Origin of the sequence: Microcystis sp. M44BS1 (assembly GCF_020244875.1) — a bacterium.
Lineage (GTDB): Bacteria > Cyanobacteriota > Cyanobacteriia > Cyanobacteriales > Microcystaceae > Microcystis > Microcystis panniformis.
In genome coordinates, this window is record NZ_JADBVM010000322.1 from 1 (window position 1) to 5,486 (window position 5,486).

General features: G+C 42.7%; 7 protein-coding genes. 5 read left to right on the plus strand and 2 right to left on the minus strand.

Annotated elements, in window-relative coordinates:
• Positions 1–636 precede the first annotated feature (636 nt).
• Positions 637–1,269, minus strand: coding sequence for an HAD-IB family phosphatase (locus tag IM515_RS23955; protein ID WP_103113433.1), 633 nt, complete (start codon positions 1,267–1,269; stop codon positions 637–639).
• A gap of 86 nt (positions 1,270–1,355) precedes the next feature.
• On the opposite strand from IM515_RS23955, the gene IM515_RS23960 reads away from it, so the two are divergent.
• Positions 1,356–2,174 (plus strand): carbon-nitrogen hydrolase family protein, encoded by an 819-nt coding sequence (locus IM515_RS23960; RefSeq protein ID WP_287629451.1) that lies wholly within the window; start codon positions 1,356–1,358, stop codon positions 2,172–2,174.
• A gap of 218 nt (positions 2,175–2,392) precedes the next feature.
• Here the strand turns inward: IM515_RS23960 and IM515_RS23965 are convergent, their stop codons facing one another.
• Positions 2,393–3,610: a tRNA nucleotidyltransferase/poly(A) polymerase-related protein gene (locus IM515_RS23965; RefSeq protein ID WP_287629452.1), complete on the minus strand. Its 1,218-nt coding sequence runs from the start codon at positions 3,608–3,610 to the stop codon at positions 2,393–2,395.
• Between the two features lie 94 nt (positions 3,611–3,704).
• Here IM515_RS23965 and IM515_RS23970 point away from each other — a divergent pair, with 94 nt between their 5' ends.
• The 4 genes from IM515_RS23970 (at position 3,705) to IM515_RS23985 (ending at position 5,369) form a co-directional block, all read left to right on the plus strand.
• The gene (locus IM515_RS23970) at positions 3,705–3,953 is read left to right on the plus strand and encodes a Ycf34 family protein (RefSeq protein ID WP_002745598.1); all 249 of its coding nucleotides are present in this window, start codon (positions 3,705–3,707) and stop codon (positions 3,951–3,953) included.
• 299 nt (positions 3,954–4,252) lie between these two features.
• Complete coding sequence (locus tag IM515_RS23975) at positions 4,253–4,528, plus strand: hypothetical protein (RefSeq protein ID WP_079209427.1); 276 nt, start codon at positions 4,253–4,255, stop codon at positions 4,526–4,528.
• A complete protein-coding gene (locus tag IM515_RS23980) occupies positions 4,525–4,893 on the plus strand; it encodes a clan AA aspartic protease (protein ID WP_287629453.1) in 369 nt (122 codons plus the stop codon). The genes IM515_RS23975 and IM515_RS23980 overlap by 4 nt, the downstream gene beginning before the upstream one ends.
• A 218-nt stretch (positions 4,894–5,111) precedes the next feature.
• Positions 5,112–5,369: a hypothetical protein gene (locus IM515_RS23985; protein WP_287629454.1), complete on the plus strand. Its 258-nt coding sequence runs from the start codon at positions 5,112–5,114 to the stop codon at positions 5,367–5,369.
• The last annotated feature ends 117 nt before the right edge of the window (positions 5,370–5,486 follow it).

Consider the following 5,486-nt stretch of genomic DNA (forward strand, 5'->3'; position numbering starts at 1 on the left):
GGTCTTGGCTGTCTATATTTTAACCAATAAATTGCTGTATTGCAAGCATAGTCAGCTTTTAAAGATAAATTATTGTTTTATTGGTCAGCAATAATTGTCTGTTTTTTCTTTAATTTTACATGACAAGTTCGGAAGAGCCACAGTTTTTTAATTGCAATCGAAGTTTTCATATCCAGAAACTTTCCTCAAAACAAATAAACAAACAAATGTTCTGACTGTCCTTTAAAGGAAAAAATCTCGAATTAAGCGACATTGGCAAGGGAGAAAGACTGGTTTTTTCAAAATTGCCAATCACTAAATTTTCAGTTAGTTCCTCAATGACGATACAGAGCCATGACGCGATTCTACCCCCCCCGATTTTGTCAAGCCTAAACCAACATAAATTTACAAAAATTTACAATTATTGTTACCCTTGAGAGTAGGGTAGTAAAAAATCTTTTAACGGGTTGATCTTGGATGTTAGAACCTCTCGTTTCTAGGCTCTGCCTAGAAATGTTTAATGAGAGGCTCTGCCTCCTGAGTAATCTTCACAGAAGGCAGAGCCTTCAAAAATCATTCCCAGGCGGAGCTTGGGAATGAGACTGCACTACCCCTTGCCCCTTGCCTATCCTAACCATTACTTATCACAGCCAATCCCTAATCTCTCAATAACAGATATTCACGAATCTCAAAAAAGTTATCCCAAGGAATATAGGGTTGATTTTCCGCTTGCAGATAATCGATTAAACGATCCCTGGCAAAAACTAGATCGGCCCTTCTAGCCATAGTAATATCGGTAACGGAATCACCGATCGCAATAGTTTCTACTCCCGAATATTTGGCCATAATCAAGGCTTTAGCCACTAATTCCGTCTCATTTTCCCAATCGGAATGAACTTGCAGATATTCCCCTTGAGTATGAAGATTTACCCCATAAATTGCCGTCACCTTATCTAATAGTCCCTCCCGTTTTAAGACCGTTTCAATCATGCCTTGGATACCACCGGAGATAATAATAAAAGGGATGGCTCGCTCCTGTAAAAAAGCGAGAAATTCAGCTAATCCAGGTCGAATTGGCTTGCTTTCGGCATAGGCGAGAATATCGGCGTATTTTTGGCTCGGTATCGACTCTAGCAGTTGACGGACACCCCGGCGCAGACTGAGAGTACGGGCGTACATTTGGGGCATAATTTGGGCTGATAAATCGGGGGCGAATTCTTTGAGCATACCCGCAAAAGTTTCCACGGCGGTGATAGTGCCATCAAAGTCACAGAAAACAATTTTACTCATGGGGTGACAAAATATCTGAAATTGGATATAATCGAAGGTTATGATTAATTTTACAGAGATTATCTGATTCTAGAGCTTCAACCCCCATGAAATCCTATCTCGCCGCCGCTATTCAAATGACCAGTCAGCCGGATTTAGAGAAAAATCTCGCTGCCGCTGAAGAATTGATCGAACTTGCCGTGGGTAAAGGGGCGGAATTAATCGGTTTACCAGAAAATTTCGCCTTTATGGGGGCAGAAACCGATAAAATCGCCCAGGCTGAGACTATTGCTCTCAAAGCCGATAAATTCCTCCGCACCATGGCCCAACGGTTTCAAGTGACCATTTTAGGGGGTGGTTTTCCCGTGCCTGTGACGGGTATTGCCGATAAAGCTTATAATACCGCTATTTTAGTCGATGGCAACGGTGCGGAATTAGCCCGTTATCAAAAAGTCCATCTCTTTGATGTCAATGTCCCGGATGGTAACACCTATCAGGAATCGAGTACAGTCATGGCAGGGATCGATTTACCGCCAATTTATGGCTCCGATAGCTTGGGCAAAATTGGCCTCTCGATTTGCTATGATGTGCGTTTTCCTGAACTCTATCGCTATTTATCGCGGCAAGGAGCCGATGTTTTATTTGTACCCGCGGCCTTTACAGCTTTTACAGGGAAAGATCATTGGAAAGTTTTGTTACAAGCGCGAGCGATCGAGAATACTTGTTATATAATAGCTCCCGCTCAAACGGGCAATAATTATGAACGCCGTTACACCCACGGTCACGCTATGATTATCGATCCTTGGGGTGTGGTTTTAGCCGATGCGGGGGAAGAAGTGGGGGTGGCAATTGCCGAAATTAATCCCCAACGTCTGCAACAAGTGAGACGACAAATGCCTTCCCTGCAACATCGTGTTTTTGTTTAAAATTCGCTCAGAAAATTAGTTCCCAGGGACGGTTATCAATAGGGAACAGAGCCTCACATCTCTGTTCTTCAACCACTTAAGTAGGTAGGCATTAAAAATTATCAGATGCCCCCCTTATTAAGGGGGGATTAAGGGGGGATCGGCACCCCCCTTATCAAGGGGGGATTAAGGGGGGATCAGACCTAAAATCCATTTTTAATTTAATTATAACCAACCACTTATAATAACTTTTTAGCAAAATCGATCGCCTCTTGAAAAACTTTAACTTGGCCATCAATTTGGGCAATTTGTACCTCGGTTAATAACTTACCGATAATCGGACTGGGTTTCAGGTGTAAATGGTTAATTAAATCATCGCCCCTTAATAAAGGTCGGGGATGGGCGATAATATTATCGGGATCGAGATAGGAAGTCAACAGAGAAGCGACGATATTTTTGTTAATCCCCATCGATAAAGCAAAAAGGGCAAAGATAGGAAATACTTTTCCCGTATTTAGATAAATAAAATACTGTTCCCGCAGACTTAAATTAGCTGCTTCCTTGAGGGGAGGTAAAGACTTAATTACCGTGATTACCGTGCGAATTTCCCCACGGGAATACTTAAGATCGATTAACTCTTTTTCCGCTTCTGCTAAAATATCCGATACCAATAGAGCCAATTTTGTCAACTGTAACTGAGAAGGGGAAAAGATAAATTTTTCCCGTGACAAAGATTCTAAAAATCCCGCTGCCGCTTCCACCCCCATAACTCGCTCCATTTTTGCGGGGGTAATCCGACGCAACCAGAGGGATAATAAGCCATCTTCCCAGGCACTTTTTAGCCATTTATTGCCACGGGAATTGAGCAAAAGATAATTTAACTCGGATTGTACCCTTTCGGCGGCTACACGGCGCAATAAAGGGGCAAGAGAACGAATAGTTGCACGGGTATGGGGTTCGATTTCAAAGTCCAATTGAGCCGCTTGTCGATAGGCCCTTAATAATCTTAGGGGATCATCTTGGAGATTTTCGCGGGAAATCATCCGCAGAGATTGGCAGCCTAAATCTTTTAATCCCCCTAAAGGATCGAAAATTTCTTGGGTTTGGAGATTATAAGCGAGAGCATTAACGGTGAAATCCCGTCTTTTTAGGTCTATTTCTAGAGATTCTCCCTCCTGTTGCGCGAAATCAAGCGTACCCTGCGGAAAAACGACGCGAGCAATTTGACGAACCGCATCTAAAACCACAAAACCGGCTTTATAATGATGGGCAATAGTTTGGGCAATTTCGATCGCTTTTTCAGGAACTACAAAATCTAGGTCAATATAGTCTTTCTGACGGTTTAATAAAGCGTCTCGCACAGCACCACCGACTAAATAAGCATTTTTTGGCAATTCTTGCTGATTAATTGCAAAAACTTCTTTAACTAAACTATCTAGGTTTTTTTGACAAGACATCGAGAAGATAAATTTACAAAAATATAATTTTGACCGGCCCCATTTGGGGAGAGACTGAGCTAGATTAACGGAAAAGACCTATAGAGTTAAACCTATGTGTATTTGTATTAACTGCTATTTTGTTGATCGCTGTCTCACCTATCATGCCGTAGAAACACAACATCAGGAACGTCATCTCACCGAGACACCGGACTTTGAAGCGAAGAACCCTTCTATTAACGTTAACATTCGCACCAAGGAAGATTATATCGAAATGGAATGGGATGTGGTGGGTTGCGACAGCTTTTTACGGGAAACTGGTAAATGGTCTAGTTTGCGTCCGGGTGAACCAATTCCCACCTAAAACACCTGAATTTACCCCCATACATATTTACTACAAAAGCCGAAAACCCTTATCCAGCAATAGATAGACCGGTTAAATTTTCTTGCTGTACTCGTGCAATAGTGGTCATGTACAGGGAAAAAGTTCCGATTGAGTCGATGTGGATTGTTGAAGCTAAAGGACGCAGAGATGAAGCGAGAAATAGTTCTGTTCAGCTAATTTCAGGCGAAGAGGCTTTAGCGCAAGTCAGACGGCTGTAAGTGCGTTCGCCATGTTACAGGATAAAATAATTAAACCGAGTTGAAATCGAAGTCAAGGATATGGTAATTCGACAACCCCGCTACAGCAAAAAAGAATTTGCCCGACGTGGTAATGAACTCTATGAATCCCAAGTGCGCTCTCAAGTTGAAGAAGGCAATTACGGCAAAATTGTGGCGATTGACATTGAAACCGGAGCGTTTGAAGTTGCCGATGATTTGGTGACAGCATCGAAACAACTCTCTGCACGAGTACCTGATGCTCAGACTTGGTTTATTCGGATTGGACATCTAGCAGTCGATCACTTTGGTACAAGGAGTTTGAGAACAAAGCAATGATGCAAGGTCGTGTGAATCAAAGGTGTGAAGCGACCTTATCGATCGCGCTCACGAATAATAAGACAGCGCAGATGGTAGATGCTGTAATTGATACAGGATTTTCGGGTTTTCTCACTTTGCCGCCTGACATAATTGCCACATTGGGGTTGAGTTGGGAGGGCCGAGATATTGCCACATTAGGTGACGGAACTTTCTGTACGTTTGAGGTTTACATCGGGCGCGTGATTTGGGATGGGCAATATCGTGAGATTTACATCAACGAATCAGAGACACTTCCACTAATCGGGATGCAGCTATTGCGAGGTTACGATCTGCGGATTCAAGCGATCGAGGGTGGTCTAGTCACGATTGAGGCTTTGGAGTAGAGTGCGATCGCCATCTTACACGATAAAATAATTAAACCGAGTTGAAATCGAAGTCAAACGGATCACCAACTCAGTTTGCGTCCGGGTGAACCAATTCCCACCTAAAATACCTGAACTTCCCCTCATACATATATACTACAAGAGCCGAAAGTTAATCCACAAATATGTCTTGGACAGCCAACGATTCGAGGAATGCGTAATTTAAGAGCGAGGTATTTATGGGTAAAGAAGAAGAACTACTTGAACAATGGCGAGAATTGACTCCGGAAAAGCAACAAAAAGTTTGGCAATTTGTTCAAATACTTAAATCTGAGTCACAAACAACACCAGAAGCTAAATTTATTCCCCAAACACCATTAAGCAAAAAGTTATGGGAAATCCGACAGCGAGCAATCGCAGCTGGATTGCAACTGCTCAATGAAGACGAAATAGAACAAGAACTTGCTGCACGTCGAGGAGGATGCAGTGAGTCATGAAATTGCTGGCACTTACGGTTTAGCGGCGATGGATGCACTTCATGTTGCTGCTGCGCTGCAAATTCAAGCTGATGAACTAAGGGACTTGCGCTTTGATAATGTACCTTTTGGGCGAAC